Origin of the sequence: Pedococcus sp. 5OH_020, assembly GCF_027812955.1 — a bacterium.
Classification (GTDB): Bacteria; Actinomycetota; Actinomycetes; order Actinomycetales; family Dermatophilaceae; genus Pedococcus.
This window is the reverse complement of record NZ_JAPYZV010000003.1, coordinates 414277-440737: the sequence shown is the minus strand read 5'-3', so window position 1 is coordinate 440737 and position 26461 is coordinate 414277. Positions and strand designations below refer to the sequence as shown.

Sequence of the window (26461 nt, the reverse complement as noted above, 5' to 3'; positions counted from 1 at the left end):
AGCCACACCCCACCCGGGGGCTCTCACCTCGTCAACACGACTCGCCTGCCACCAACCTCATGGCCGGGTACACCTAGGTAGCGTCGTCGTCGTACGGCGTTGCCACCGCTGGGTCGTACGTCGACGCCGCGGGCGAGGAGATCGCGCTCGAAGCATCCGTGCCAGCAGACTCCTCGGCCGGTCCGGGGTCCATCAGCGCCTCCCTGACGATGCGCCGCGGGTCGTACTGCCGGGGGTCGTACTGTCGCCAGTTGATGTCGTCGAACTCCGGTCCCATCTGCTCCCGAAGCTGGCCCTTCGCCCCTTCCGCCATGGCCCGGGCCTGACGTACGAGCCGGCCCAGCTTCGCGGCATACTCCGGCAGCCGCTCGGGTCCGAGGATGACCACAGCCACCACGATGAGGGCGACGAACTCCCAGCCGTTGACGTCAAGCACCGTGCGCTCGCATCAGCTTCCCGAGGTCCCCGAGAGGGTCAGCGTCACGCTGATCATCCGGCTGCCGCGGCGGACCTTCATGGAGACCTTGTCACCGACGCTCTTGGCGCGGATCGCCACGACCAGGTCGTCCGGGTCCGAGACGCGTCGGCCGTCGAACTCCACGATGACGTCGCCTGGGCGGACCCCGGCCTTGCCCGCTGGCCCCTTGGGGTCGACGGGGTCACCACTCTGCGCCGACTTCTCGGCAAGGATCCGGACACCGTCCCCCTGGTACTGCCGATCGAGCACCACGCCGATGATGGGGTGTTGTGCCTTGCCGGTCTTGATCAGCTGCTCTGCAGTAGTCATGACCTGGTCGCTCGGGATGGAGAACCCGACGCCGATGTTGCCGGACTGGAGGCCCGTCGTGCCCGGCACCCGGGCTATCGCCGAGTTGATCCCGATGACCTGCCCCTGCATGTTGAGCAGCGGGCCGCCGCTGTTGCCGGGGTTGATAGCGGCGTCGGTCTGGATGGCGTTGATGTAGGACTGGGTGTCGCCGTCGCCGCCGGGGCTCACCGGACGGTTCAGCGCGCTGACGATCCCTGCGGTGACAGTCGACTCCAGGCCCAGCGGGGCCCCCATCGCGATGACCTCGTCGCCGACCACGACGTTCTTCGAGGGCCCGATCGTGAGCGGCTGGAGGTCGGTGCGCCCCGTCTTCAGGACGGCCAGGTCGTACGAGCTGTCCCGACCTTGGATGGTGCCCTTGATCTCCGTGCCGTTCGACAGCTCGATGGTGATGCTGCCGCCGTCTGCCGCGCCCGCGACCACGTGGTTGTTCGTGACGATGTGGCCGTCGTGGTCCAGCACGAAACCGGAGCCGGTTCCGGCGCCGTCCGCGCCCTCCACCTTGATGGTCACCACGCTGGGCAGCGCCTTGGCTGCGATGTTGGCGATGCTGCCTGTCGGCCGAGCTGTGGAGCCCGCACCCGCGGAGGGGATGGAGGACGGCGTGCGGTCCAGCCTGCCGAAGTCCACCCGGTCCGTGGCTTCCAACCAGCCCCCGAACATGCCTCCGAGCACGGCCGCCACGAGGGCAGCCACAGAAGCGACGGCGACGAGGGCACCCCAGCCAGGCCCCTTCTGGTGTGGTGCCGAGAGGGGAGGCTGCTGGCCGACCCAGTGGGCCTGGCGGCCGGCATAGCCGGCATCGGCCGACGTCGCGGTAACCGGGTCCCAGGGGCCCGGCTCGGCTCGGCCTGCAGCCGGGGTCGGGCCCTGTCCGGAGTACGGCGGACCGGGCGGCCCCATGCCGGCGCCCTGGTCGGCGGGCCAACCCGTCGGCTCGTGCCCGCCACCAGGGGGCGGGCTGGTCGGGCCGGTGGGCGGGTCGCCCCGATGACCGGGCGAACCGGCCGAACCGGTCGGCTGGTAGGCCGAACCAGGAGCGACGTACCCCTCGCGGCCCCCTTCGTGCGCCCAGCCAGCCCCCGCGCCGGCAGGGGTTCCAGGCCACTGCAGGTCCTGGGTCTGCGAAACGTCCAGCTCCTGCGTCTGCGAGAAGCCGGAGGCGCCATCCGGCCCCGGGGGCGGCGCGGGCGAAGTGGCGGAGAACGCGTCAGTCCGGGGGGCGGGCGGGGCCCACGGATCCCAGGCCTCCTCGGGGCGCTCGCCCGGGGCGGGCGCAGGTGCCGGGGCGGCTGCGTCGGACCCGGGTGCCTGCTCCGGCTGGCCACCCGCCGGCCCGCGCTCGTCGCTCATGGTGTCGATTCTGCCGAACGGCCCCCAGGTGCGCTCACGCTGGGTGGCGTCGTGGGCGTCCCGGCGCGGAAAACCCCCGGGCTACCGAGGCCGCGCACGGTGAACGCCGCTGTCGCGAAGCCCGCGTTGGCGGTGCGCGGCGACTGCACGACCGGGGAGACCGGCGTCGTCGGCGACGTCGCGGCTGTCCCCGTCACGACGACGCTCCAGGCAGCCGCCGCCGTAGCCCCCGCTGCCAGTCCCGCGAAGACCGTCGCGCGGCGCGCCGAGCGGTGCAGGGCCGGAGTGCCACGGTCGACCACCGGAATCGGCGCCACCGCCACCGACGGCGGCCACCGTAGGTCCTGTCGGCGGGGGCCGGAGGCGGCTGCGGGGTCGTCCTCGGGCGCGTCGAGCCGGACGGTCGAAGCCGCCATCGCCAGCAGCATCCCGCGCAGGTCCCCCGGCACGTCGGCCTTGGCCGGGCCCCGCAGGGAGGCCAGCACACGGCGTTCGTCCTCCACGGCGGCTCGGCAGCACAGACACGCCACGACATGCCGGTCCCAGCGCAACAGCGAGGCACCGTCCATCAACCGGTCGGCGTACGCAGTGAGCTCCTCACCGAGACAACGGCCCGTCGTGGCACCGCTACGAGCGCCGCTCAGGCCGGTCCAGGTGAGCCGGTTCACCGCGACCCCGGCACCGCCCGGCGCAGCACCGGGATCCGTCGCCTCGAGGCGGCGGCACGCTCGACGTCCACCGCGGGGCGCCCCAGTGCCGGGTCCCGGTGCGCCAGTGCCTCCCGCAGCTGCGCCCGTCCCCGGTGGATCCGAGAACGAACCGTGCCGAGCTTTACCCCGAGAGTCGCTGCGATCTCCTCGTACGACAGGCCCTCGATGTCGCACAGCACGACGGCCGCCCGGAAGTCCGGCGACAGCGCGTCCAGGGCCCGCTGGACGTCGTCGTCGAAGTGCGTGGCGTCGAAGGCCGCCTCTGGACCCGCCTCGCGGGTGGGCAGCCGGGCCGCGCTCTCGTCCGAGAGCGCGTCGAAGCGGATGCGCTGCTTACGGCGCATCTTGTCCAGGAAGACGTTCGTCGTGATCCGGTGCAACCAGCCCTCGAACGTGCCGGGCTGGTAGGAGTGGAGCGAGCGGAAGACGCGGATGAAGACGTCGTGGGTGAGGTCCTCGGCGTCGTGCGGGTTGCCGGTCAGGCGGTAGGCCAGCCGGTAGACCCGCGCAGAGTGCTGCTCGACGATCTCCTCCCAGGTGGGCGGCACCCAGCTCTGGACATCCCCCTGCGGCGCGCCGATCGTGTCGGTCGCGGTCACGTCCTCACCTCCATCGGGCACCGGTGGGCGCCATTCATGCTCCCCGGTGTGACGACCGGATACCCCCGATGGTTCCCGACCAACCTGAGCGTTTCCTGTATGACGCCCGCCGAGTGTGCTGAACCTGCGGCAGTAGGGTTTGGCGCATGAGTGCACAGAAGCCGGCCAGCTGGGCCTACGCCGAGGAGTTCGTCACCGAGAACCAGGTGATCGAGGAGGCCCGCCGCCGCGGCGAGGAGCTGGGCGCCGTGCCCGTCGGCAACGGTGCGGGAGTCCTGCTGCGGCTGCTCGCCGCGGCGGTGAAGGCCCGCTCGGTCATCGAGGTGGGCACCGGCGCCGGGACGTCCGGCCTGTGGCTGCTCCAGGGCATGCCGGACGACGGCATCCTCACGACCATCGACGTGGAAGCCGAGCACCAGGCGGCCGCGAAGAAGGCGTACGCGCAGGCCGGCATCGCCCACCAGCGTACCCGGGTCATCACGGGACGGGCGCTCGACGTACTGCCGCGCATGACCGACGGCGCCTACGACATGGTGGTGGTCGACGCCGACAAGTCGGACTACCCCGCGTACGTCGAGCACGGCATCCGGCTGCTGCGGTCCGGCGGCGTTCTCGTCCTGGACAACATGCTGTGGCACGACAAGGTCGCCGACCCCGCGGCCCGTGACCCGCAGACCACGGTGCTGCGCGACCTCGGCAAGCAGCTGCGGGACGACGACCGGCTGGTGCCGGCCCTGCTCCCGGTCGGCGACGGAGTACTGGCCGCGGTCAAGCGCTAGGAGTCCGCTCAGCAGCGGACGGCCGGCAGCTCACCGAACCGACCCCAGCCCGCGAGGTGGTCACGCTGTGCCGGGGCCTGGCCCTCGGCGGAAGCCCTCGGGTCCCTCGGCGATGGCGACCACCTCGAACGGCTCGATGACCGTCGGGGCGGAGCCGATGATGGCGCTCCCGGCCGACTCGGCCGCGCCCTCGCTGAACTCCTTCAGGAAGTCGTCGCGGTACACCTGCTGGTCGAAGACGTAGGTGCCTTCGAACCACTGCCCCTCGACCATGCGCCACGTCTTGAAGGCCAGCCCGTCGAGGAACATGAACCTGGCCATCGAGGTCCCGATGACGTAGTCGCGCAGCCTGGTCGCGACGTCACGCGGCGCATCCTCCAGCGACCAGCGCACCGACAACCCGTATCCCGCGTTCACGCCATCTCCTCCAGCCAGCTGAGCAGCAGGCGGGCGCCGAAGCCCGTCCCACCCTTGGTCAGGAGCCCACGGTCGACGTCGGAGCGACCCACCCCGGCAATGTCGAGGTGCGCCCAGCGCCGTCCGCCCACGAACTCACGAAGGAACAATGCTGCCGTGATCGAGCCCGCGCCGACAGCGCTGCCCGCGATGTGGTTGACGTCGGCCACGCTGCTGTCGAGAGCGGGGCGGTAGTCCTCCACGAGAGGGAAGCGCCAGAGCGGCTCACCGGTCGCCTCTGCGGCGCGGAGCAGCGCCGACGCGAGGGCGTCATCGTTCGCGTAGAGGGGCGCCATCGAACGGCCGAGGGCCACCCGGGCCGCTCCCGTGAGGGTCGCGATGTCGACCAGCACGTCGGGTCCAAGCCTGGCGTCGGCGTAGGCCAGGGCGTCCGCCATGACGATCCGCCCCTCGGCGTCGGTGTTGCCGATCTCCACAGTCCGTCCGCCATAGTGCGTCACCACGTCCGACGGGCGGTAGGAGCCGCCTCCGAAGGCGTTCTCCGCGAGCGCCAGGAGGCCCGTGACACGCACGCCGACGCTGAGCTCACGGCAGGCGGCCAGGACCGCCAGCACGATGGCCGCACCCGACATGTCGGTCTTCATGGCCAGCATGCCTTCGGCAGGCTTGACGTCCAGGCCACCGGTGTCGAAGGTGATGCCCTTGCCGACGAGCACGACCTTGGCCGTCGCCGGCGTGGCACCCTCGGGCGTGTAGTCCAGCTGCACCAGGCGGGGCGGGGTCGCCGAGCCGCTGCCCACCGCGAGCAGACCGCCGAACCCCTCGCGCCTCAGCTCGCGCTCGGACCACACCATGACGTCCAGCCCGGCGCGTCCAGCCAGCGCCCGTGCCTGGCTCGCGAGCCAGGCAGGGTTCTTGATGTTCGAGGGGACCACCGCGAGGTTACGGGCCAGCATGGTGGCGCGGGCGCGGGAGAGGGCCGAGGCGACGACGTGCTGCGCGAAGGAGCCGACGAGCGTCACCCCACCGGCCGGGCTCTCCGGCGGCTTCGAGTGCTCCGCGAGCCAGCGGGGGCTGGAGTAGCCGCCGAGCGCCGCCCCCTCGACGAACGCCCCCTGCGCCGACGCGGGGCTACCGTCGGCCACGACCGACACCACGTGCGCGCGGCCCCGCCCCGCGCGACCTACGGCGGCCCCCGCTGCGCGAAGCTCCTCGTCGGTGCCCTCACCGACCCCCACCAGCAGCACGTGCCGAGCGGCCCGCTCCCCGGGCACCAGAGGCAGCCGGGTGGTGCTGCCGGCTTCGGCCGTCGGCTCGTACGCCGCCTGCACGCGCCCCGCGTCGAGCCCCACCAGCTCCAGTGCCTCGGCGGTCCCACCCGAGGACGGCAGTCCGCCGGTGGGTACCGGAACGGCAAGCAGCAGGTCGGTGGGGTCCAGGTCGGCCAGCACGTCGGCCAGGGGGCCGAGTCGGCAGAACCAGTCGCCGGCGGAGGGGGCGAGGAGCTGGGCAGCGGGCACGGGCTCGACCCTACCTACCGGCTGACGCTTCACAGCACTCACGGCGGACATGCGAAACCCCCGTCGGCTGGAACCGAAGGGGGTTTCGCACAGGGACTGCAGCGACCTACTTGAGGCCCTCACAGTTGTCGATGGCGTTGCCGAGGGCGCGGACCTCGTCAGGGGTCATCTCCACCACGAGCCGCCCGCCGCCTTCGAGGGGCATGCGCAGGACGATGCCACGGCCTTCCTTGGTCACCTCGAGCGGGCCGTCACCGGTCCTCGGCTTCATCGCCGCCATGGGCGTGTCCCCTTCCGTATGGCGTGGTCTGCTGCTGGGCACGCGGGTCCACGCCAGTGCTGATGTCCATCCCGTGCGTGCCAGATTTGCTCCATTATCTCGTGAACGTGCTCACAGGCGAAATCCGGGCCGCACGGCGTCCGGGCATGATGACCCCATGACATCCGAGGCGCCACCGACCCCGCCCACAGAGCCCCGCCAGCCGGCGTCGCGGGAGGGCAGCAGCCCGGTGCTGCTGGAACGCGACGGCGCCGTGGCGACGGTCCGGCTGAACCGTCCAGAGGCGATGAACTCGCTGAGCATCGCCACCAAGGAGGCCCTGCTCGAGGCGCTGGTCGAGGTCGCCGAGGACAGCCGCGTGCGCTGCGTGGTCCTCACCGGGTCCGGCCGGGCGTTCTGCGTCGGACAGGATCTGCGTGAGCATATCGGTCTGCTGCAGAACGACGACCCGTCGTTGTGGGACACCGTGCCGGCGCACTACAACCCCATCGTGGAGCTGCTGGCGACCATGAACAAGCCGGTCGTGGCTGCCCTCAACGGAGTCGCGGCCGGTGCCGGCGCTGCCTTCGCCATGGCCGCCGACTTCCGGATCATGGTGGACAGCGCCGGGTTCAACCTCGCTTTCGCCGGCATCGCCCTGTCCTGCGACTCGGGGTCGTCCTGGGCGCTGCAGCGGCTGGTCGGCCCCGCGCGGGCCAAGGAGCTGCTGCTCCTGCCGCGTACCGTCCCGGCAGCGGAGTGCCTCTCGCTGGGCCTCGTGACGCAGGTGGTGAGCGCCGAGGACCTGGACGGGGCCGTCTCCGAGCTGGCGCAGACGCTGGCGGCCGGTCCGACCCTGGCCTACGGGTCGATCCGACGCTCCGTCGCGTTCAGCGCGGGACATCCTCTGAGCGAGTCCCTCGCCCAGGAGGCGGAGTACATGGCGCTTACCGGCGCCAGTGCGGACCATCGGGCGGCCGTGGACGCCTTCTTGGCCAAGGAGCAGCCGACCTTCACGGGTCGGTGAGCGCACGGGGTCACGGAGGCGCTGCGCCCCACGGAACATAGGTCAGGAGCGTGCAGGTGAACCAGAACAGGCCTCCGAGCGAGGCGACCGCCACGACAGCCACGCGGCGCCTCCAGTGCGGGACGACCGTTGCTCCGGTCGACGTCCTCATCGCCACGGACGCCACGAGGGCGGTGATGGGGAAGTCCAGGAGCAGGAACCGCCACATGCTCGTGATGGGCCGCACGACGGCCAGCAGGTACAACGGGTAGGCCAGTGCCCAGACCCGCAGCTCGAGGGCCAGCCAGCGGCCGTGGCGGCCGAGCACCAGCGCGACGTACGTCGCGACGAGCGACACCAGGACGGCGACGCCCGCGACGCCGTGCGCGTCCCAGGCCCACGCCAACCACAGCACGAAGGGCCCTGACTCCGGCTTCTGCCCCCAGGCCGCCTGGACATCGAAGAAGGCCATCGGCAGGCCGCTTGCCACGCCGACGACCACGGGCCACAGGATCGAGGAGGCCGCGGTCGCGACGAGCATGATCGTGGCGGTGAGGCGCTGACCCGCCAGAGGCGCCACGCCGCGGATCCGGTCGTCGCGCCAGCGCAGCGCAAGGTGCGCGATCGCCGCGCAGGCAATGGCCGGCGCAGCAGCCCGAGTCACGCCCAACGCCAGCGCGACGACGGCGAGGACGGCATACCGGCGCTGCATCAGGAGAAGGAGCGACCACGCGATGAGGACAGCCGCGAGCGGCTCCGTGTACGGCATGACGAGGATGCCGGTGGCCGGGTAGAGGCACCACAGGGCAGCGGCGACCAGCGCCAGCCGCTCACGGGCGGGCTGGGGCGAGGCGTGCATGGCGAACCGCAGACAGCGCCAGACGACCAGGGTCGCAGCTCCTCCGAGGACCAGGTTGAGCAGCACGGCGGCGGGCAGGAACGGCAGACCGGTCGCCATCAGACCGCGCACGAGCATCGGGAAGGCCGGGTAGAACGCCCAGGCGCTGTAGGTCAGCAACCCGGTCTGTGGGTCCGCGGGAAGCGGCACGGGATAGCCCTGCCGCGCGATGCGCGAGTACCAGATCCCGTCCCAGCCGGAGAGGATGTCTGCGACCGTCGGGTCGAGGTGGCCGACCCCGGCCGGAGTCTGGAACCAGGTGGCGGCCACCCACATCGCAACGAACACGACGACCCTCGTGGCCGCGTACACCACGAGCAGCAGCACCACCGGGTGGCGCAGCATCCATCGGCTGGCCTCGCTTCGACCCCGGGACGTGCGCAGGTCCCCGAGGGTCTCCGACAGCTGACGCACGGTGCTCACGGCGGGTAGTCCGAGGGAGGCACGAAGATCAGCAGCTTCCAGATCCACGCGACCTGTCCCACGATGCCGAGGACGACGAGGACGCTCGCGCGCAGCCACAGCCAGCGGGCGGCTCGGTCCACCCACGCCCCACCGAGCACGACCGCCAGCAGGGGGAAGAGCGGGATGGCGTAGCGGAAGATGCTCGTCAGCGGGTCCAGGACCAGCGCGAGGTACGCCGGGTAGGCCAGGCACCACGTACGCAGCTCGGGTCCCAGACGGGTGGCCCAGGGTCCGCAGGTCAGCACGATGAGGGTCATGACGACCGCGGCGAGGCCCACCGGTCCGTAGACCGAAGCCCCGTCGAAACCTCGGAAGACCCATTCCGACATCCACAGCCACGGCTTGAGAGGCACGATGTCGGCGCCGGCCCGCCAGGCGGCCATCGTCCGGGTGTAGGCGGAGCTGGAACCGGTCACCGACCAGGCGATGAGGGGCCACAGCACCGCGGAGAGGGCGCAGGCCAGCAGCGCAGCGGCGCCCGCGGCATACTCCCCGCGAGACACGGGCCTGGAGCTGCGGTCCCGCCAGCGCAGGAACAGCGCCACAGCGACCACGACGAGGACAGGGGCCGCGATGGGCCTGGTGAGCCCGAGCAGCAGGGCGAGGACTGCGGTCGCGCCCCACGCCTGGCGCAGCACCGCCCACAGCAGACCGCAGAGGACCAGCATCGCCATGGACTCGGTGTAGGCGAGCTGCAACGACACGGCGGCCGGGTAGGCGGCCCACACGACGACCGTCGCGAGGGCGACCCGCTCGCCGAGGCGCTCGGACAGCAGCCGGGCCATCACCAGGGCCGCACCGAGCCCACACACCAGTGCGAGCGTCGACCCCACGGCGGGGAATCCGAGGCTGGTCAGCGACATCAGCACCCTGGCGAGCAGCGGGAAGAGCGGGTAGAACGCCCAGGCGTTCTGGGCGACATGGCCCGCGGCGTCGACCGGCAGGTGCCGGGGGTAGCCATGCTCGGCCACCTCGCGGTACCAGCTGCCGTCCCAGAGCACCGTCATGTCGATGAAGTCCACATGCGGACCGGTCCAGTCCGGCATCACGGTCTGGTCCCGGGTGGCCAGCAGGAGAAGCAGCCCGGAGACGGCCCGCAGGGCCAGGTAGATGGCAGCCACCCTCACGGTGAGGGTGCGCGTCATGGCCTGCCGCCCGCCCGATGACAGCCTAGGAGATGGTCGTCGACGACACCGCAGGCCTGCATGGCGGCATACATGGTGGTGGGCCCCACGAAGACGAAACGGGCCTTCTTGAGCGCCTTCGCCAGGGCCACACTCTCGGGGGAGGTGGAACGCACGTCAGAAGGCTCCACCGGAGACCGGTGATCGCGCGGCGCGTGGGACCACATGAGCTCGTCCAGACCGCCGTGCTCGCGCAGCGCCAGCACCGCACGGGCGTTGTGGATCGCAGCGTCGATCTTGAGCCGGTTCCGCACGATGCCCGCGTCGGCCAGGAGGCGGGTGCGGTCGTGGTCACCGAACGAGGCCACAGCGTCGGCGTCGAAGCCTGCGAAGGCCGTCCGGAACGCGGGCCGCTTGCGCAGGATGGTGAGCCAGGACAGCCCCGACTGGAAGGCCTCGAGGGTGAGGCGTTCATAGAGGGCCTGCTCGCCGTGCACCGGCACTCCCCACTCCGTGTCGTGGTAGGCCAGGTAGTCGGCCGTCGAACCGGCCCAGGGACAGCGGGGCAGCCCGTCGGCCCCCACGACCACGCCCGTCACGCTGGCCCGGACCCTGCTTCGGCGCGCCGGATCATCGCATCGAGGGCACGGCCGTAGAGCCACTCGGTGCCGCGAACGGCAGCGGGGGCGAGGGCGCGCTTGAACGGTAGGGGACGGATGACCACGTCCACATGCCATTCCAGACGAGAGCCGCGAGGGTCGGGTTCAACGCGGGCGGCGACGCCGCCTCCCAGGACCCGCCCCGTCTTGACCACCCGGAACATCCCTGCCTGTCCGCCTCGAGGCGGCTCCCACTCGGTCAGGAGCATGGAGTCGGAGAACCCCACCGGGCCGATGCCGCTGGACCCGGAGAACCCCCAGCCCACCCGGGGCTCGCCGTCGTCGAGCCGCATCCGGGTCAAGGGCATCCAGCCGCCGTAGGCACCGAAGTCCGTGACGACGTCCCAGAGCGCAGCGGGCGGCGCGGTCGTGGTCCGGTAGAGGCTGAGAGAGGCCATGGGTCAGCGGCGCTGTCCGCCGCCGGCCTCGAGCTCGAGGATACGGGCCTGCAGACGGTCCAGCACGGCGTCGACCTGGTCCATCCGGTAGCCCCGCAGCGCCGTGTCGAAGCGGATGGCCGAGATCTCGTCCGCCGTGAAGTCCTCGGGCAGCACCGGGTCGCTCTGCGTGGTGGTCGCCGCAGCCATCGGGTCGTAGCCCACCCTCCCGACGAGCATCGCCGCGAAGGCGCCGACCAGGAGGACGGCCATCACGATGAACAGGACCCAGATCACGGAGGTGATCGTTGCACGAACTGCTGAGGGCGACCTATTCAGCCTGCCGTGCCATACCGGTCGAGGTCGTGCGGGCGACGCATGGGAGAGGCGAGCGCGCTGCGGGTCAGCATCTCGACGAAAGCCGGCACGTCGTCCGGCGCCAGCCGCACCGTCGCCCGGCAGACGCTGTCCTGCCAGATGGACAGCACCACCCGACCGCTCTCCGGGTGTCCGGAGACCCGCACGGTGCGACCGGCGACGTCCCGACCCACCATGACGTCGCCATGTCGCGGCAGGGGCGAGATGGTCACCAGCCCATCATCGAGCAGTGGCGGGCCGGCCGTCCATCACTCGTTCGGGCCGCTTCGGCACCAGCCGCGGCCACTACGTCGGTGATCTGGGCCGCTCCGCAGGAGCGGCGGCCAGTCCGTGGTCACTCCGGCCGCTGGGGCGCGGGCAGCTGCTCGTCCGCCTCGATGACCAGGCGGACCGCCTCCTCGACGTCGTCGGTCACGTGCAGCAGGTCGATGTCCTTCCGGCTCACCGTGCCCGCCTCGAGCACGGTGCCGGTGAGCCAGTCGAACAACCCGCCCCAGTACGAGCTGCCGATCAGGACGATGGGGAAGGACGTGACCTTCTGGGTCTGGACGAGCGTCATCGCCTCGAAAAGCTCGTCCAGCGTGCCGAACCCGCCGGGCAGCACGATGAAGCCCTGCGCGTACTTCACGAACATCGTCTTGCGGGCGAAGAAGTACCGGAAGTTCACGCCCAGGTTGACGTAGGGGTTCAGACCCTGCTCGAACGGCAGCTCGATCCCCAGGCCCACGGACGCGCCACCGGCCTCGGCAGCACCACGGTTGGCCGCCTCCATGGCTCCCGGTCCGCCGCCGGTGATCACGGCGTACCCGGCCTCCACGAGGCGCCGACCGACCTGCCGACCGAGCTCGTAGAACGCAGAGCCCTCTCGGGTCCGCGCGGAGCCGAAGACACTGACGGCCGGTCCCAGCTCGGCCAGCGCCCCGAAGCCTTCGACGAACTCACTCTGGATCCGCATGACACGCCACGGGTCGGTGTGCAGCCAGTCGGTGGAGCCGTGGCTGTCGAGGAGCCGCTGGTCCGTCGTCGACGCCGGCACCCTGGACCCGCGCAGCGTCACCGGTCCGGTGTGGTAGTCGTAGTCGCGCTCCATGGCGCCTGCCGTCTGGGCGTGGTCCGTCACGGCACCCAAACTACGCGAGGGCCTGGCTGCGCCGCCCTACGGCCGCACCGCCGCACCGCCGCCCTACTGCCGCACCGCCGCACCGCCGCGCTGCGGCCTAGGCGAGCCAGCGCAACAACGCCGCCTCCGCGGCCTCGAGCTGGTCGACCGGACAGCGCTCGTCGTCATGGTGGGCGAGGTTCGGGTCCCCCGGTCCGAAGTTGACCGCCGGGATGTCCATCGCCGAGAAGCGCGCCACGTCCGTCCAGCCCTCCTTCGCGATCACCGGCAGGCCCAGACTCTCGACGAACGCCTTCGCGGCCGGCAGGTCCAGCCCTGGCCGGGCCCCTGGCGCGTTGTCGAGGCACACCACGTCGAAACCCTCGAAGAGGTCTCGCACGTGCGCCAGTGCCTCGTCCGCGGACTTGTCGGGGGCGTACCGGTAGTTCACCGTGACGACGCACTCGTCCGGGATGACGTTGCCCGCGATCCCGCCCCGGATGCCCGTCGCGTTCATCGCCTCGTGGTACTCGAGCCCGTCCACGGCCACGGTGGTGGCCTCGTACGCCGTCAGCCGGGTGAGGATCGCGGTGGCCTCGTGGATGGCGTTCTTCCCCCGCCACGGTCGCGCCGAGTGCGCCGCCACTCCTCGCGCCGTCACGTCGACGCGCAGGGTGCCCTTGCAGCCGCCCTCGACCCGGCTGGCGGTCGGCTCGAGCAGCACGGCGAAGTCGGCGTCCTCGATCAGGTCCGGACGTTGCTCCTGGATGTGCAGCAGGCCGTTGTGCTGGCTGTCGATCTCCTCCCCCTCGTAGAACACGAACGTGAGATCGCGACTGGGCTCTGTCACCAGCGCCGCCTTGAGCTGGACCGCGACGCCCCCCTTCATGTCGACCGTGCCACGGCCCACGAGGTCGCCCCCCTCCCGCCGGGTGGGCAGGTTCGCGGGATGCTTCGTCAGTGGCACCGTGTCGATGTGTCCGGCGAGGACCACACGCTCGGTCCGTCCGAGCGCGGTGCGGGCGACGAGCGTGTTGCCGATCCGGGTGACCTCGAGCTGCGGGAGAGGGGCCAGCGCCACCTCGATGGCGTCGCACACGGCCCTCTCGTTGCCACTGACCGACTCGATGTCGCACAGCGCCGCGGTGAGGGTGACGACGTCGGCGTGAAGGTCGAGCTGGGGGGCGTTGGCCATGCCGCAACCCTATCCAGCGTCCCGGGTGCCGTCCCCGCTCCCCTAGGCTGGGAACCATGAATGGCGAGCGCAGAGCGTGGGGTTTCGGCCTGGCGACCATCCATGACGACGGAGCCGTCCTCGACACCTGGTACCCCTCGCCCGCGCTCGGGGCACGCCCGGCGCAGGAGGTAGCACCGCAGGAGCTGGGGGCGCTCGAGGGCAAGGACGACGTCCGCCGGGTACGTCGTCAGCTGGTGACCACCGAGATCGACCTGGATGCCGCCCCGGCCGACCCGGCCGACGCCTACCTTCGCCTCCACCTGTTGTCCCACTGCCTCGTCGAGCCCAACAGCGTCAACCTCGAGGGCCTCTTCGGCGTGCTCGTCAACGTCGTGTGGACGACCCAGGGGCCCTGCGCTGTCGAGGGGTTCGAGCTGACCCGCGCGACGATGCAGGCGCGGGGGCCCGTCCAGGTGCTGGGCGTCGACAAGTTCCCCCGCATGACCGACTACGTCGTACCCACCGGTGTCCGGATCGGCGACGCCGACCGGGTGCGCCTCGGTGCACACCTTGCGCCGGGGACGACGGTCATGCACGAGGGTTTCGTGAACTTCAACGCCGGCACCCTGGGCACCTCGATGGTCGAGGGACGGATCAGCCAGGGGGTCGTGGTCGGTGACGGCTCCGACATCGGCGGCGGAGCGTCGACCATGGGCACGCTGTCCGGCGGCGGCACGGAGCGGGTCAGCATCGGCCGGCGGTGTCTGCTCGGTGCGGAGTCGGGTCTGGGCATCGCGCTCGGCGACGACTGTGTGGTCGAAGCGGGGCTGTACCTCACGTCAGGCACGAAGGTCACCCTCCCCGACGGCCAGGTCGTCAAGGCACGTGAGCTTTCCGGCCGGGACGGCCTGCTGTTCCTGCGGAACTCCGTCACCGGGGCTGTGCAGGCTCGCGCCCGAGACGGCCACGGCGTCGCCCTCAACTCCGCACTGCATGCCAACGACTAGGCGCGGAGTCGTCCTCGCGGAGGCGAGGCCGCAGGCAGGCATGAGGGGTCTCGCCACTCGGGTGGTCCTGCTGGTGTTCGCCGTCGGCCTCGTGCTCGCGGCGGTGGTCGGCGCCCGGGGCGTGCTGCACAACTTCGGCGGGCCGCGCTGCCAGGCCACGGCGCTGGGCACGAGTGTGGACTTCGACCCCAGCCAGACCGCCTACGCGGCGACCATCGAAGCGGTGGCCGAGAAGCGAGGCCTGCCTGCCCGCGCGGCGACCATCGCCATCGCCACCGCGATCCAGGAGTCCAAGCTGCGCAACCTCAAGTACGGCGACCGCGACTCGGTCGGGCTCTTCCAGCAGCGGCCGAGCCAGGGCTGGGGCACGCAGGAGCAGATCCTGGACCCGGTCTACGCCAGTAACAGGTTCTACGACGCCCTCGTCAAGATCGACGGGTACGAGACCATGAAGATCACCCAGATCGCGCAGAAGGTCCAGAAGAGCGCCTACCCGGACGCCTACGCGGACCACGAGCAGGAAGGGCGGCTGCTCGCCTCGACGCTCAGCGGTCACTCCCCCGCCGGGCTCGGCTGCCGGCTCAACGACGCGTCCACCGGTGACCCCGCCGCCCTCAAGGCCGCGCTGAGGAACGAGCTCGGGGTCACCTCGTCTGTCTCCGGCCACACCCTGAGGGTCCGCGCGTCGTCGGAACGCGCCGCGTGGGGCTCCGGAGCGTATGCCGTCGCCACGGCCTCGCGGTACGGCGTCACGAGTGTGATGGTCGGGTCGAAGAAGTGGACCAGGACGCGGGACACCGACGGCTGGACCTGGAAGGACGTGCGAGGCAAGTCCGCCACGCCCACCACAGTCACCGTCACCTTCGCCCACTGACGGCCGCAGCTACTGGCGTCACTCACCGCAGGGGTGACGCCGACCGGACTCACCCTTTTGTGCGTGTCGCGCGCCCGAAGGCGCCGACACGCACAAAGAGGTGAGTCCGGTGGGGTGGGACTGGGGTCAGCGCCCGTCCATCGCGACGTAGTCGCGCTCGGTGGCGCCGGTGTAGATCTGCCGCGGACGGCCGATCTTGGTCTGCGGGTCCTCGATCATCTCGCGCCACTGGGCGATCCAGCCGGGCAGTCGGCCGAGCGCGAACAGCACGGTGAACATCTTCGTCGGGAAGCCCATCGCCTTGTAGATGAGCCCGGTGTAGAAGTCGACGTTCGGATACAGCTTTCGCGATACGAAGTAGTCGTCCTCGAGCGCCCGCTGCTCGAGCTGGAGCGCGATGTCCAGGAGCGGGTCGGAGACTCCGTCCTTGGTGACGATGGTGTCGGCGGTCTTCTTGATGATGGCGGCGCGAGGGTCGTAGTTCTTGTAGACCCGGTGGCCGAAGCCCATCAGCTTGACGCCGTCCTCCTTGTTCTTCACCTTCTTCACGAAGGTGTCGACGTCGCCACCGTTGGCCAGGATGCCGTCGAGCATCTCCAGCACCGCGGAGTTCGCACCCCCATGGAGCGGGCCCGAGAGGGCGTGGATGCCGGCGGAGACGGAGTTGAACAGGTTCGCCTGCGCGGACCCGACCAGGCGGACGGTGGAGGTGGAGCAGTTCTGCTCGTGGTCCGCGTGCAGGATCAGGAGAAGGTCGAGAGCCTTCACCAGGTCGGGGTCGATGTCGTACGGCTCGGCCGGGAAGCCGAACGTCATCCGCAGGAAGTTCTCCGGCAGGGACAGCGAGTTGTCCGGGTACAGGAACGGCTGCCCCACGGACTTCTTGTAGGCGTAGGCCGCGATGGTCGGGAGCTTGGCGAGCAGCCGCACGGTGGAGATCTCCACCTGCTCCTTGTCGAACGGGTCCAGGCTGTCCTGGTAGAAGGTGCCCAGCGCCGAGACCGCCGAGGACAGGACCGGCATGGGATGCGCGTCCCGCGGGAAGCCTCCGAAGAAGGCCTTCAGGTCCTCGTGGAGCAGGGTGTGGCGGCGGATCTTCTGGTCGAACTCCTCGAGCTGCGAGGCAGTGGGCAGCTCGCCGTAGATGAGCAGGTAGGAGACCTCCAGGAAGCTGGACCTCTCCGCAAGCTGCTCGATCGGGTAGCCGCGGTACCGCAGGATCCCCGCGTCGCCGTCGATGTAGGTCACCGCGCTGTTGCAGGAGGCCGTGTTCACGAAGCCGATGTCGAGAGTGACGTTGCCCGTCTCCTTGAGGAGCTTGCTGACGTCGTACCCGTTGTTGCCTTCGGACGCCTTGACCAGGGGGAGGTCGATTTCCTTGTCGCCGGCCTTCAGCGTGGCGCCAGCAGATCCGTCGTTGCTCATCCGTACCATCCTCAGAACGTGCCAAGGCGGGCACTCACCGACGAGGTGCCTCGCGCGAAACTCGACGCTACCCCACCAGCAAGAGGGGCGAAAAACGAGCGTCTCAGTCTGAGAGCCGATCCGCGGCCAGGGCGATCCGCTCGTCCGTCGCGGTGAGGGCGATGCGAACGTGCTGGCCACCGGCCTTGCCGTAGAAGGCGCCGGGGGCCACCAGAATGCCGCGGGACGCCAGCGCGTCCACCGTCGCCCACGCTTCCTCGTCGCGGGTGGCCCACAGGTAAAGCCCCGCGTCGGAGTGCTCGACCCGCAGCCCGAAGCCTTCCACCGCCGGGCGCAGCACGTCCCGCCGCGCGGCGTACCTGGCCTTCTGCTCGGCCACGTGGGCATCGTCGCCCAGAGCGGCGGTCAGCGACTGCTGGACCGGCCAGGGCACGATCATCCCCGCGTGCTTGCGGACCTCGAGCAGTCGGCGTACCAGGCCGACGTCACCCGCGACGAAGGCCGCGCGGTAGCCCGCGAGGTTCGACTGCTTGCTGAGCGAGTACACCGCCAGAAGGCCCTCATGGCTGCCCGCGCAGACCCGCGGGTCGAGGATGCTGGGCGTGGTGGGCCCGGTGGAGCCCTGACGCCAGTCCAGCTCGGCGTAGCACTCGTCACTGGCGACCACGACGCCGTGCTCGCGGGCCCAGGCGACGACCTTGGCAAGGTGCTCCACCCCGAGAACCCGCCCCGTAGGGTTGCTTGGGCTGTTGAGCCACAACAGCTTGGGGGTCGTCGCGGAGGTGAGCGGTCCGAGCGCGGCCAGACCGTCCACGACCTGCGGCGTCGCACCGGCCAGCCTGGCGCCCACGTCGTACGTCGGGTAGGCGACGCCGGGGAACCCGACCAGGTCGCCAGGTCCGAGGCCCAGCAAGGTGGGCAGCCAGGCGACGAGCTCCTTGCTCCCGATCGTCGGCATGACGCCGTCCGGGTCGACGTCGGTGACTCCACGTCGGCGGGCGAACCATCCGGCAACCGCCTCACGGAGGGCAGCGGTGCCGTAGGTAAGCGGGTACCCGGGGGCGTCCGCGGCGCGCGTCAAGGCGTCCTGCACCACGGCGGGCGTGGGGTCGACCGGCGTCCCCACGGAGAGGTCCACCAGCCCCCCGGAGACGGCACTCGCCCGCTCCTTGTAGGGAGCGAGCGAGTCCCAGGGGAAGTCGGGCAGGGCGCGAAGTGCGCTCACGCCGAAACCCTCCCCCCGCTCACTCGTCGTGGGACTGCGGCGGAAGGTCAGCGATGATGGGGTGGTCCTTGTTGATCAGGCCCAGCTTGGCGGCACCGCCGGGGCTGCCGAGGTCGTCGAAGAACTCGACGTTGGCCTTGTAGTACTCGGCCCACTGCTCCGGCACGTCGTCCTCGTAGTAGATCGCCTCGACCGGGCAGACCGGCTCACACGCACCGCAGTCGACGCACTCGTCGGGGTGGATGTAGAGCGACCGCTCACCTTCGTAGATGCAGTCGACCGGACACTCCTCGATGCAGGCCTTGTCCTTGAGGTCCACACAAGGCTGCGCGATCACGTACGTCATGCGGCACATACTATGCGGCCATGTCAGACGCCGTCGCAGCGCTCCCCCTCGGGTCTCGCGTCGTGGTACGAGCGCGCCTGGACGCCTCCGAGGGCGCCCGCGCAGGCGGTCCCACCATGACCGATGCCGTCGGTGTGCTCAGTGAGCGGGACGAACGGTACGTCGTCGTGCTGACGTCTCGAGGACCGGTGCGGATCTCCCGGCACCTGGTCGTGGCTGCGAAGGAGGTCCCCCCGAAGCCGTCCCGACGCGGTGCCGCGCATCTCGCGATCAGCGTGGAGAACCTGCAGCGGGTCGCGGCGCCCGCGTGGGGCGCCGTGGAGCGGGAGCGCCTCGGGGAGTGGGAGCTGCGGGCGTCGTACGGGTTCACCCAGCGAGGCAACTCCGTGGTCCCGGTCGGCGAGCCGGGGCTCCCTCTTGCCGACGCCGTCGTTCGGGTGGAGCAGTGGTATGCGGCGCGTGGCCTGCCGGCGAAGTTCGCCCTGGCCGGACCGGACGGCTTCTCCCCGGAACAGGACCCGCTCGGGGCTCTGCTCCTCCAGCGCGGCTACCGGACGGGCAGTGTCACGCTCACCCTCACCGGGACGACCGCCACCGTCGCCGCCGAGGACCCGGGGGGTCCACCCGTGGTCACGCAGGAGGAGCTGGACGCGGTGTGGCTCGACGCCTACAGCGGCACGCGGACGGTGGTTCCCGCCGCTGTCGAGAGCGTCCTGCTCGGGAGCCCCCGGGTCGTCTTCGGCAGCATCACCCCGGGAGGCGGCCTCTCGCAGCGCTTGGGGCTGCGTCGAGCCGACGCGGCAGGCACGAGACCGATCGCTGTGGGACGCCTGGGAGTCGCAGGGGGATGGGCGGGCCTCGGCGCCGTCTGGACGGATCCGGCGTTCCGCGGGCGGGGCCTGGCCGCGCACCTGACCGCACGGCTCGCCGCGACAGCTCTGGACAAGGGGATCCACCTGATCCACCTGCAGGTGGAGCACGACAACGAGGCCGCCCTGCGCCTCTACCGGCGTCTCGGGTTCCTCACGCACTCCTCGTACGCCTACCTCACCCAGCCTGCCCCGGGCTGAGCCCCACTCACCCCGGGGCTGAAAGCGGTGTCCTAGCCCGCCTTCGGATGCGTGCAGCGGACGTTGTCCTCGGGGATGTAGTGGGTGGTGAAGCTCGACGTCTTGACGGTCTTCCCGCCCTTCTTGAAGATCCGCGACACCGTCACGTCGAAACCGGGACTGGGCGTCTGCGGGACACAGGTCGGCCGGTTGTCCACGATCGTCCTGGGGGGCACGACATTCCGGCGCGGCCCCTTGACAGACTCGATGTCCCAGACCTTCGTCCCGTGGAACGTCACCGTGATGGCGTTGCCCGAGACGCCCGCCTGGATCAGGATCCCGTAGCCCGTGTCGTTGGTCCATCTCTGGTCGACGTCAGGCCACGACACGGTGGCCTCGCGCCCCTCGGGGTAGCGCGAGATGTAGAAGCTGTGCGGCAGGTACTGGTCGATGTGGACTCCCGCGAAGAACGCCGCGTTGAAGGTCGTCGTGGACACCTGGGAGACACCGCCGCCGTAGTCCTTCTTGAGACGGCCGTCCTCGATGACCGGAGCGGAGGCATACCCCTTGGCAGCAGTGCGCTCGCCGAGCGTGCGGTTGAGGCTGAACTGCTCACCGGGCCCGACGTACGTCCCGTTCAGGGTGCGCGCGGCGATCGTGATGTTGTTCGTGCGCGGCGGGTTGTGGGGGAAGTAGGTCGTGAAGGTCGAGATCACCTCCTTCGGCTTGATCCTCTCCGCCTGTGCCGTCGTGAGCTTCGGCTGCACCACGACCGCCTTGACCGCCGCCGTACGGTCAGGCGCCGTGAGCGCGGGGACGAACGCCGAGACGACCGACGCGTCGTCCAGGGCCGTTCCCGTGACAGCCGGGACGACGACCGGGGTGGTCCCAGTGAAGGTGATCCGCGCGTCACGCGGCTTCACCTCGAGGCCCGCGGACACGGCCGCAGCGCGCACGACTGCGACGAGCTTCGCGTTGTCCACCACGGGAGCGAGCCCACCGTCGGCCCCCGGCTTCATCGCGAGGGCTGGCGAGTAGGCCGCCGGAGGCACCGAGAAGCTCTTGGAGCCGGCGACCACCTTGACGGGACCGGACATCGCGGGGGCGGCGAACTCACGGTTCCCGCGGTCGACCTCCTCGGCCGACACGGCCGGCTCGGCGACCGTCGTCTTCGCCGCGACGGCTCCCTGGGCGGGCCAGCGCTGCGCCACCTCGTGTGCGGTCTCGGAGACCGACAGCGTGGCGCCTGCGACCGGCTTCACGACGGCAACCCTGCCTGCGGAGAAGGTGATCCCCCCCTGGACCACCGGGCGGTCGAACCGCGCCTTCAGATCCGCCAGGGCCGCCTCCAGCCGCGGCTCGTCCACCCGCGTACGCAGAGGCTCGTCGCCGCCTCCGGTCAGATGGTCCCAGAGAGCGCGCGGAGCGAGCTCGAACCCGCTCAGACCGGCGACGGTGGCACCGTAGTCCAACGACAGGCCGGCGACCCTCGGGTCGAGCCGTTCCGTGCGGTCGCCGGCCTGGACCACGAGGGCGGCGCGCTCCTTGCTCACCAGGGCACGCCTGAGCGTGCTCTCCGCGGAAGCGGGCGACATCCCACCGACGGGCACCCCGGCCACCGAGGTGTTCGCCGGCAGGTGACGACCCAGGAACCAGGCTGCCCCGAGGTACCCCGCACCGATGACCATCAGCGCGATCGCGAGCCGCAGTGCCGCTGAACCGCTCTCCCTCACGAGCCGACTCCTCATCTCAGCGCGCCGTACCGGCTCCGGTAGTAGACGAGCGCGTCCGCGGGGTGCTCGGCGCTCCACAGGGACACTACTTCGCCCACCACGATGCTGTGGTCACCCGCAGGGTGCATGTCGGTGGTGCGGCACTCCATGGCGGCCATCGCCTCCGTGAGGAGTGCGACCCCGGTGACCTCGCCGCGCCGGTGCGGGATCCGGTCCAGCTGTCCGTGCAGCGGCCGCCCCTGCGTAGACAGCCACTCGGCGACGGGTCGCTGCGCTGCGGACAGCACGCTCACGCCCCATACGCCGGAGTCGCTGATGGCGTCGTGGAAGCGGGCGTCCACCTCGACGCAGACCAGCAGGAGGAGCGGGTCCATCGACACCGATGTCACCGCGTTGGCAGTCATGGCATGGTCGTTGCCGCCGGCGAAGGTGGTCAGGACGGTGACGCCCGTGGCGAAACGGCCGATGGCCAGGCGGTACCGGTCGCGGTCGACGGCGGGGTCGACGGCGCGGTCGACGGCGCGGTCGATGTCGGGGTCGATGTCGGGGTTCACGTCGGGGTCGACCACCGGGTCCACGGCAGCGCCTACGTCGGCGCCGGTGTCAGGGCCCGCGTCAGGACTCATGGCCGGAGGTCCAGACCGGTACGCCGTCGGGTCGGCCGGCCGGTGCCGGTCGCGCCCGCAGACAGGAGGGCGCCGCTCTGCGGGTCGAGCAGCGCGAAGCCCTCGCGTCCGGAGAGCCGGGCCGCGACGTCGTTGGAGAGCGCATAGACCTCGCCGCGCACGGTCACCTGCGTGGCGTGGTGACGCAGGGCTTCCGCCTGTACCGGCACAAGCCCCGGCGCGCAGACCTCGTGGGTCACCTGCCCGTCCTCGACCACGCCGGGCGGGTAGTCGCCGTCGGGATCGGGCAGCGTCCAGCCGTACTCGGCCGACACGTGCTGCCGGAGCCAGAGGCGGTCCTCGCGCGCCCACGACCGTGGCACGAGCACCGCGTACAACGGCGGCCGCTCTGGTGGCGGGAAGGTGGCCACCGCCGCGCAGGTGACCCGGTGCGTCTGGATGTGGTCAGGGTGGCCGTAACCGCCGTGCTCGTCATAGGTGACGACCGCGCCGGGGCGCACGCGGCGGATCACCTCCGCCACCTGCTGGGCCGCCTTTGGGAGGCTCGCATGTACGAATGCGTCGGCACGCGGCGGGCGGGGAGGGCCGGCCATCCCGGAGTCGCGATAGACACTCAGCCGCCCCGACGCGGGATCCTCCCCGAGGATCTCGTGAGCGACTCCGAGCGAGCCCATCGCACGGCGCAGCTCCTCGCGGCGGTAGGGGCCCAGGGCGTCGTCATGGTCGCTGTCGAGGTGGCGAAGCTCCGCGGGGATGACCTCGCCCTCCTCGCCGAGCGTGCAGGTGAGCACGTGGACCGGCCGGCCGGCCCGCACGTAGTGCGCCATGGTGATGCCTGCCGTCAACGTCTCGTCGTCGGGGTGGGCGTGGACGAACAGCACTGGCGCGGGCGAGGTCACCGGGCTATCTCACACCCACCGTGGCGAGGTCCACGAACCCGCCCAGCGCCTCGTTGGCGGACAGACCCGTCACGTCGCTGCCCGCCACGTACAGCGCCTTGCGCTGGGCGAGCGCGATGTACGCGGAGCGCCGGACCAGCGTGGTGTCCAGGGCCGACCAGGCAGCGGCGCGCGTCCCCGCATCCGCCAGCCCGGAGATACGGCCCATCTCGCGGTCCACGGCCGGGTCGGCGAAAGCCCCGTAGTCACGTCCGGTCCCGCTGCCGGTGAGGTTGAGCCGGCTGTCGAACAGTGGTTGGAGCACCGTGCCGGCCGACGGCCACGACGGTGCCCAGTTGGCCCAGAAGACGTCGGTGCGAGAGGCGGCCCCCGGCGTTGAGATCGCCGTGAAGTAGTCCTTGTCCAAGGGCTGGAGCCGGACGGCGAAGCCGGCCTCCTGCCACCTGTTGACCAGGGCGGCCATCGCCTTGTCCGCCGTGGGACTGGACCGGTAGGCGACCCGCACGGGGACGGGCAGCGTCATGCCGGACTTCTCAAGGAGGTCTCGGGCAGCCGCCGGGTCTCCGGTGACACCGCCGCCGAGGACGTCGTCGTCGCCGTGAGCGGGCAGCGGGCTGCCGATGAGGCTGTAGGCCGGCGCTGCCGTGCTCTCGCCGCCGAGCGCGGTGACATAGCCCTCACGGTTGGTGGCGACCGCGAAGGCCTTGCGGACGTCGTCGTTCCTCATGACCGCGGAGCGCAGCGAGGGTGCGAGGTAGTCGACGAACTGTGCCGCGGGGTTGACCGAGCGCGCCTTCAGCCCGGGGTCCGAGAGCACCTGCTGCTGCATGGCCGGCGGCGCCGAGTCGAGGGTGACCGCGGCCCGGGTGGCCCCGGCGTCGTCGACGACCTGTTGCACCGCAGTCTGGGACTCGGTGCCCTCGACGTAGCGCAGGGAGTCCGGCCGGGCCGCGCGCACCGGGTCGGAGGTCCTGTCCCACCTCTCGTTCCGTACGAAGGTGCCACCGCTACTGGGGTCCCAGGCCGCCTGCAGCCGGTACGGCCCGTCGGAGAAGACGGTATAGCTGCCGTCGGGGCCTTTGTCCTGCGACTTCTTGTAGGGCGCGAACACCGGCAGGGCCACCACCTGGGGGAAGTCGGCGAGGGACAGGCTGAGCCGGAACGTCACCGTCGACCCGTGGCAGGACACCGCCCTGTCGAAAGCGGACTGGCCCGTGCCCGAGAACGGCCCGGCATACGTCGACCGGCCGTCCGGCGTGCGGGGGATGTCGAGGAGCGCAAGGGGGTAGTTCAGGCCTTCCGTGGAGAACGGCGCGGCGAACGACCTCGAGACGCCGTACCGGACGTCCCCGCACGTCACGGGCGAGCCGTCCTGCCAGGTCGCCCCGTGACGCAGGGTGAAGGACCACGTCCTCAGGCTGGCGTCCGCAGTGCCGGTGTCGGTCGCAAGGTCGCCGACGGGACTGCGCTGAGCGGCCCCGTCCGCACCGGCGGGAAAGGCCGTCAGGGTGCGGAGGAAGAGCCTGCCCGCGACCGCGATGTCCTGGGGGCTGGAGAGCCGCTGAGGGTCCCAGGTGGCGACCGGTCCCAAGGACAGCAGGGTGAGCTGTCCGTGCGGCGCCCCCGTGGTGCGCGGCGTACGGCCCTCGCACGCGGCCGCGCCGAGCATTGCCAGCAGGGCGACCCCCGCGACGGTGGTTCGGGTGAGGAGCCGGGGGAGCCGCACGGCGCCGCAGGCCGCCTCAGGCGTTGCGCGCCCGGGCAGCAGCGCGGGCGCGCACGGTCTGGTCGAGCTCGACCTTGCGGATCCGTACCGCCTCCGGCGTCACCTCGACGCACTCGTCCTCCCGGCAGAACTCGAGCGACTGCTCGAGGCTGAGCTTGCGCGGCGGAACGATCTTCTCGAAGTTGTCCGAGGAGGAGGCGCGCACGTTGGTCAGCTTCTTCTCCTTGGTGATGTTGACGTCCATGTCGTCCGCGCGCGAGTTCTCGCCCACGATCATGCCCTCGTACACCTCGGTGGTGGGCTCGACGAACAAGGTCCCGCGCTCCTGGAGGTTCACCATGGCGTACGCCGTGACGACCCCCGTGCGGTCAGCAACCAGGGAGCCGCTGGTGCGAGTCGTGATCGCGCCGAACCAGGGCTCGTAGTCCTCGAAGACATGGTGCGCGATCCCGGTTCCTCGAGTCTCGGTGAGGAACTCCGTGCGGAACCCGATCAGCCCCCGGGAGGGCACGAGGAACTCCATCCGGATCCAGCCCGTGCCGTGGTTGGTCATCTGCTCCATGCGTCCCTTGCGGGCAGCGAGGATCTGGGTGATCGCGCCGAGGAACTCCTCCGGCGTGTCGATGGTCAGCCGCTCGACCGGCTCGTGGGTCTTGCCGTCGACCTGGCGCGTGACCACCTGCGGTTTGCCGACGGTCAGCTCGTACCCCTCCCGGCGCATCTGCTCGACGAGGATCGCCAGAGCCAGCTCACCGCGGCCCTGGACCTCCCAGGTATCCGGCCGCTCCGTCGGCAGCACCCGGAGGGAGACGTTGCCGACCAGCTCCTTGTCGAGACGGTCCTTCACCATCCTCGCCGTGACCTTGGACCCGCGGACCCGGCCCACCATGGGGCTCGTGTTCGTGCCGATGGTCATGGAGATCGCCGGCTCGTCGACCGTGATGACAGGCAGCGGGATGGGGTTCTCCGGGTCGGCGAGGGTCTCACCGATCATGATCTCCGGGATGCCGGCAATGGCGATGATGTCGCCAGGTCCTGCCGACTCGGCCGGCTTGCGCTCGAGGGCCTCGGTCATGAGCAGCTCGGTGACCTTGACCCGCTCGACGGTGCCGTCGGCTCTGCACCAGGCCACCTGCTGACCCTTCTTGATGGTGCCGTTGTGCACCCGCAGCAGGGCCAGGCGTCCCAGGAAGTTGGACGCGTCGAGGTTGGTGACATGCGCCTGCAGCAGAGCCGCGTCGTCGAAGGTGGGGGCCGGGATGGTGCCGAGGATGGTGGCGAACAACGCCTCGAGGTTGTCGGCGTCGGGCAGTCCGCCGTTCTCGGGACGGTTCAGCGACGCACGACCGGCCTTGGCCGAGGCGTAGACGATCGGGAACTCGATCTGGTGCTCGTCCGCGTCGAGGTCGAGGAAGAGCTCGTAGACCTCGTCCACCACCTCCGCGATGCGGCTGTCCGGGCGGTCGACCTTGTTGATGCACAGGACCACGGGCATCCTGGCCGCCAGCGCCTTGCGCAGGACGAACCTCGTCTGTGGAAGCGGCCCCTCGGACGCGTCGACCAGCAGGACGACTCCGTCGACCATGGACAGGCCGCGCTCCACCTCGCCCCCGAAGTCCGCGTGGCCCGGAGTGTCGATGATGTTGATCGTGGCGCCGTCTGCCAGGCCTGCGTCGGCCGCTGCCTTGCCGGCATAGTGGATCGCGGTGTTCTTGGCGAGGATGGTGATGCCCTTCTCGCGCTCCAGGTCGCCTGAGTCCATCGCACGCTCGTCGACGTGCTGGTGCTCGCCGAACGCGCCCGCCTCCCAGAGCATCTTGTCGACCAGGGTGGTCTTTCCGTGGTCGACGTGGGCAACGATGGCGACATTGCGGATGTCGCCGCGGGTCTTCATGGGCATGA

The 26461-nt window shown here is 70.8% G+C and carries 28 protein-coding genes; 5 read left to right on the top strand and 23 right to left on the bottom strand.

Translation table 11 applies throughout. From position 1 onward, the window contains the following. Positions 1–73 precede the first annotated feature (73 nt). From PHA84_RS07800 to sigE, 4 genes are read right to left on the bottom strand one after another with little or no spacing between them, the layout of a single operon-like run. The gene (locus tag PHA84_RS07800) at positions 74–436 is read right to left on the bottom strand and encodes a twin-arginine translocase TatA/TatE family subunit (RefSeq protein WP_270887522.1); all 363 of its coding nucleotides are present in this window, start codon (positions 434–436) and stop codon (positions 74–76) included. Positions 437–448: 12 nt separating this feature from the next. Then, positions 449–2182 carry a trypsin-like peptidase domain-containing protein gene (locus PHA84_RS07795; RefSeq protein ID WP_270887521.1) on the bottom strand — a complete coding sequence of 578 codons (1734 nt, stop codon included), beginning with the start codon at positions 2180–2182 and terminating at the stop codon, positions 449–451. Then, on the bottom strand, positions 2179–2850 hold the full coding sequence (locus tag PHA84_RS07790) for a hypothetical protein (protein ID WP_270887520.1): 672 nt from the start codon (positions 2848–2850) through the stop codon (positions 2179–2181). The genes PHA84_RS07795 and PHA84_RS07790 overlap by 4 nt, the downstream gene beginning before the upstream one ends. Further along, positions 2847–3491 (bottom strand): RNA polymerase sigma factor SigE, encoded by a 645-nt coding sequence (sigE, locus tag PHA84_RS07785; RefSeq protein WP_270887519.1) that lies wholly within the window; start codon positions 3489–3491, stop codon positions 2847–2849. The genes PHA84_RS07790 and sigE overlap by 4 nt, the downstream gene beginning before the upstream one ends. A 146-nt stretch (positions 3492–3637) precedes the next feature. Between sigE and PHA84_RS07780 the strand changes: the two genes are divergently transcribed. Continuing rightward, positions 3638–4270: an O-methyltransferase gene (locus PHA84_RS07780; RefSeq protein WP_270887518.1), complete on the top strand. Its 633-nt coding sequence runs from the start codon at positions 3638–3640 to the stop codon at positions 4268–4270. Between the two features lie 60 nt (positions 4271–4330). On the opposite strand, the gene PHA84_RS07775 is transcribed toward PHA84_RS07780, so the two are convergent. The 3 genes from PHA84_RS07775 to PHA84_RS07765 form a co-directional block, all read right to left on the bottom strand. Then, positions 4331–4687: a hypothetical protein gene (locus PHA84_RS07775; protein WP_270887517.1), complete on the bottom strand. Its 357-nt coding sequence runs from the start codon at positions 4685–4687 to the stop codon at positions 4331–4333. Continuing rightward, on the bottom strand, positions 4684–6207 hold the full coding sequence (locus tag PHA84_RS07770) for a leucyl aminopeptidase family protein (RefSeq protein WP_270887516.1): 1524 nt from the start codon (positions 6205–6207) through the stop codon (positions 4684–4686). Before PHA84_RS07770 ends, PHA84_RS07775 begins: the two co-directional genes overlap by 4 nt. 106 nt (positions 6208–6313) lie before the next feature. After that, positions 6314–6487: a DUF3117 domain-containing protein gene (locus PHA84_RS07765; protein ID WP_270887515.1), complete on the bottom strand. Its 174-nt coding sequence runs from the start codon at positions 6485–6487 to the stop codon at positions 6314–6316. 157 nt (positions 6488–6644) lie between these two features. Here PHA84_RS07765 and PHA84_RS07760 point away from each other — a divergent pair, with 157 nt between their 5' ends. Further along, complete coding sequence (locus PHA84_RS07760) at positions 6645–7493, top strand: enoyl-CoA hydratase/isomerase family protein (protein WP_270887514.1); 849 nt, start codon at positions 6645–6647, stop codon at positions 7491–7493. A gap of 10 nt (positions 7494–7503) precedes the next feature. Here the strand turns inward: PHA84_RS07760 and PHA84_RS07755 are convergent, their stop codons facing one another. From PHA84_RS07755 to dapE, 8 genes are all read right to left on the bottom strand, one after another. Beyond that, entirely contained in the window at positions 7504–8793 is a 1290-nt protein-coding gene (locus PHA84_RS07755) for a hypothetical protein (protein WP_270887513.1), read from the bottom strand. Continuing rightward, positions 8790–9980: a hypothetical protein gene (locus tag PHA84_RS07750; RefSeq protein ID WP_270887512.1), complete on the bottom strand. Its 1191-nt coding sequence runs from the start codon at positions 9978–9980 to the stop codon at positions 8790–8792. The genes PHA84_RS07755 and PHA84_RS07750 overlap by 4 nt, the downstream gene beginning before the upstream one ends. Beyond that, positions 9977–10558, bottom strand: coding sequence for a DNA-3-methyladenine glycosylase I (locus PHA84_RS07745; RefSeq protein WP_270887511.1), 582 nt, complete (start codon positions 10556–10558; stop codon positions 9977–9979). The genes PHA84_RS07750 and PHA84_RS07745 overlap by 4 nt, the downstream gene beginning before the upstream one ends. Next, positions 10555–11016, bottom strand: coding sequence for an SRPBCC family protein (locus tag PHA84_RS07740; protein WP_270887510.1), 462 nt, complete (start codon positions 11014–11016; stop codon positions 10555–10557). The genes PHA84_RS07745 and PHA84_RS07740 overlap by 4 nt, the downstream gene beginning before the upstream one ends. A 3-nt stretch (positions 11017–11019) precedes the next feature. Further along, positions 11020–11292, bottom strand: coding sequence for a DivIVA domain-containing protein (locus PHA84_RS07735; protein WP_270887509.1), 273 nt, complete (start codon positions 11290–11292; stop codon positions 11020–11022). A 38-nt stretch (positions 11293–11330) separates the two neighbouring features. Next, a complete protein-coding gene (locus PHA84_RS07730) occupies positions 11331–11585 on the bottom strand; it encodes a hypothetical protein (RefSeq protein ID WP_270887508.1) in 255 nt (84 codons plus the stop codon). A 122-nt stretch (positions 11586–11707) separates the two neighbouring features. Next, positions 11708–12463: a TIGR00730 family Rossman fold protein gene (locus tag PHA84_RS07725; protein ID WP_270887541.1), complete on the bottom strand. Its 756-nt coding sequence runs from the start codon at positions 12461–12463 to the stop codon at positions 11708–11710. A gap of 127 nt (positions 12464–12590) precedes the next feature. Continuing rightward, the gene (dapE, locus tag PHA84_RS07720) at positions 12591–13667 is read right to left on the bottom strand and encodes a succinyl-diaminopimelate desuccinylase (protein ID WP_270887507.1); all 1077 of its coding nucleotides are present in this window, start codon (positions 13665–13667) and stop codon (positions 12591–12593) included. A 56-nt stretch (positions 13668–13723) separates the two neighbouring features. On the opposite strand from dapE, the gene dapD reads away from it, so the two are divergent. Both dapD and PHA84_RS07710 read left to right on the top strand, forming a co-directional pair. After that, positions 13724–14656, top strand: a complete 933-nt coding sequence (gene dapD / locus PHA84_RS07715) for a 2,3,4,5-tetrahydropyridine-2,6-dicarboxylate N-succinyltransferase (protein ID WP_270887506.1) — start codon at positions 13724–13726, stop codon at positions 14654–14656. Between the two features lie 40 nt (positions 14657–14696). Continuing rightward, the gene (locus tag PHA84_RS07710; protein WP_270887505.1) at positions 14697–15530 is read left to right on the top strand and encodes a hypothetical protein; all 834 of its coding nucleotides are present in this window, start codon (positions 14697–14699) and stop codon (positions 15528–15530) included. A gap of 126 nt (positions 15531–15656) precedes the next feature. Here PHA84_RS07710 and PHA84_RS07705 read toward each other — a convergent pair whose 3' ends face one another. From PHA84_RS07705 to fdxA, 3 genes are all read right to left on the bottom strand, one after another. Then, entirely contained in the window at positions 15657–16955 is a 1299-nt protein-coding gene (locus PHA84_RS07705; protein ID WP_270887504.1) for a citrate synthase, read from the bottom strand. A gap of 103 nt (positions 16956–17058) precedes the next feature. Then, positions 17059–18180 carry a succinyldiaminopimelate transaminase gene (gene dapC / locus PHA84_RS07700; protein WP_270887503.1) on the bottom strand — a complete coding sequence of 374 codons (1122 nt, stop codon included), beginning with the start codon at positions 18178–18180 and terminating at the stop codon, positions 17059–17061. 19 nt (positions 18181–18199) lie between these two features. Next, positions 18200–18526 carry a ferredoxin gene (fdxA, locus tag PHA84_RS07695; RefSeq protein WP_270887502.1) on the bottom strand — a complete coding sequence of 109 codons (327 nt, stop codon included), beginning with the start codon at positions 18524–18526 and terminating at the stop codon, positions 18200–18202. Positions 18527–18546: 20 nt separating this feature from the next. On the opposite strand from fdxA, the gene PHA84_RS07690 reads away from it, so the two are divergent. Further along, positions 18547–19596, top strand: a complete 1050-nt coding sequence (locus tag PHA84_RS07690; RefSeq protein WP_270887501.1) for a GNAT family N-acetyltransferase — start codon at positions 18547–18549, stop codon at positions 19594–19596. Between the two features lie 32 nt (positions 19597–19628). On the opposite strand, the gene PHA84_RS07685 is transcribed toward PHA84_RS07690, so the two are convergent. From PHA84_RS07685 to typA, 5 genes are read right to left on the bottom strand one after another with little or no spacing between them, the layout of a single operon-like run. Beyond that, complete coding sequence (locus tag PHA84_RS07685; protein WP_270887500.1) at positions 19629–21308, bottom strand: VanW family protein; 1680 nt, start codon at positions 21306–21308, stop codon at positions 19629–19631. 11 nt (positions 21309–21319) lie between these two features. Next, the gene (locus PHA84_RS07680; protein ID WP_333742240.1) at positions 21320–21934 is read right to left on the bottom strand and encodes a flavin reductase family protein; all 615 of its coding nucleotides are present in this window, start codon (positions 21932–21934) and stop codon (positions 21320–21322) included. Then, positions 21931–22833: an N-acetyl-1-D-myo-inositol-2-amino-2-deoxy-alpha-D-glucopyranoside deacetylase gene (mshB, locus tag PHA84_RS07675; protein ID WP_270887499.1), complete on the bottom strand. Its 903-nt coding sequence runs from the start codon at positions 22831–22833 to the stop codon at positions 21931–21933. Before mshB ends, PHA84_RS07680 begins: the two co-directional genes overlap by 4 nt. A gap of 4 nt (positions 22834–22837) precedes the next feature. Further along, positions 22838–24559 carry an ABC transporter substrate-binding protein gene (locus PHA84_RS07670; protein WP_270887498.1) on the bottom strand — a complete coding sequence of 574 codons (1722 nt, stop codon included), beginning with the start codon at positions 24557–24559 and terminating at the stop codon, positions 22838–22840. A 16-nt stretch (positions 24560–24575) separates the two neighbouring features. Continuing rightward, positions 24576–26459 carry a translational GTPase TypA gene (typA, locus tag PHA84_RS07665; protein ID WP_270887497.1) on the bottom strand — a complete coding sequence of 628 codons (1884 nt, stop codon included), beginning with the start codon at positions 26457–26459 and terminating at the stop codon, positions 24576–24578. Positions 26460–26461 lie beyond the last annotated feature (2 nt).